Here is a 1,349-nt window from a genome sequence, read left to right on the forward strand (position 1 = left end):
TGTCTTGTCCTAAAATAGGTTTACACAAAAGTGTAAAAATATGGAAAGATATTCAAAAACATCATCATCAAAATGGCAGTCTAAGTACAGTGAAGAATTCAAACGATTTGTTTGTAATGATTTTTTAACCGGATCATTGACAAAAAGAGAGATTGAGAATAAATATAATATTGGGCATACCAGATTAACCTACTGGTTAAAAGAAATCGGGCTTGATTATTCAACTCCTAGTATTGTATCTTTGCCTAGCATGAAAGAGCAAACCAATAAATTATCTGATAAAGAAGAGCAAGAATCTCTATCTCAGCTAAAAAGAGAACTTCAGGAAGCTCGACTTTTAGCTGAAGCTTATCGTAAAATGATAGAGATTGCCGAACAGGAATTTAAAATTAAAATTGTAAAAAAGTCCAATACCAAGTAATTCAGGAGTTGAAACACAATTATCCTAAAATTGGTTTAGGCAGATTTTGCCGATTACTTGGTATAACCCGACAGGCATATTATCAACATTTTTGGTATCAGGAACAGCTCGCTTTTGAAGATGAATTAATTGTTTTTGAGGTATTAAAAATTAGAAAGAATCATCGTCATATGGGAGGAAGAAAGCTATTTGAACTTTTACAGCCTTTCTTATTAGAACATCAAATAAAAATTGGCAGAGACAGACTTTTTGATGTTTTATCAGCTAATTGTTTATTAGTCAGGCGCAAGAAAAAACCAACTATTACGACCGACTCATTTCATAGATTTAAAAAATACCCGAACCTTATCCGAGATTTTATCCCAACACGCCCGAATCATCTGTGGGTAAGCGATATAACATATTGGAGAATTAGGGATGGCTTTACATATATAAGTTTTGTTACTGACGCTTATTCCAGAAAGATTGTCGGCTATCATTTAGCTGACAGCTTGCAAACCTCAGAAACAATTCAGGCTTTAAAAATGGCAATATCTAATCTTCCAGATGACGGATTGCAATTAATACATCATTCCGATAGAGGCACACAATATTGCAGCAATGAATATATAAAATTATTAGAGGCTAATAATATAGGGATTAGCATGACAGAGAACGGAGATCCTTTAGAAAATGCTATAGCAGAAAGAGTTAATGGGATCATAAAAGAAGAATATCTGGATGATTATCAGATCGAAGATATACAGGAAGCCAAAGAATTGTTGGACGCAGTAATTAAACTATACAACAACGAAAGGCCTCATATGAGCATCGGCAATCTTACACCAAATCAAGTGCATAAATATAATTTAAAGACAGAAAAATTATGGAAGAATTATTACGTAAAAAATCCTATCATTGTAAACCTATAATAGGACTAAAACTCAAC

The 1,349-nt window shown here is 33.0% G+C and carries 2 protein-coding genes; both read left to right on the top strand.

The genetic code is table 11. The features are described from left to right. The first annotated feature begins 40 nt into the window (after positions 1–40). Positions 41–421, top strand: coding sequence for a transposase (locus AC3E9W_RS23170; RefSeq protein ID WP_488770249.1), 381 nt, complete (start codon positions 41–43; stop codon positions 419–421). Positions 422–429: 8 nt separating this feature from the next. Then, positions 430–1,332: an IS3 family transposase gene (locus AC3E9W_RS23175; protein WP_488770250.1), complete on the top strand. Its 903-nt coding sequence runs from the start codon at positions 430–432 to the stop codon at positions 1,330–1,332. The last annotated feature ends 17 nt before the right edge of the window (positions 1,333–1,349 follow it).

Source organism: Flavobacterium sp. 38 (genome assembly GCF_057799715.1).

Excerpts from the sequence above, each read along its gene's own strand:
- AC3E9W_RS23170 (WP_488770249.1), top strand. The coding sequence starts at position 41 with ATGGAAAGATATTCAAAAACATCATCATCAAAATGGCAGTCTAAGTAC.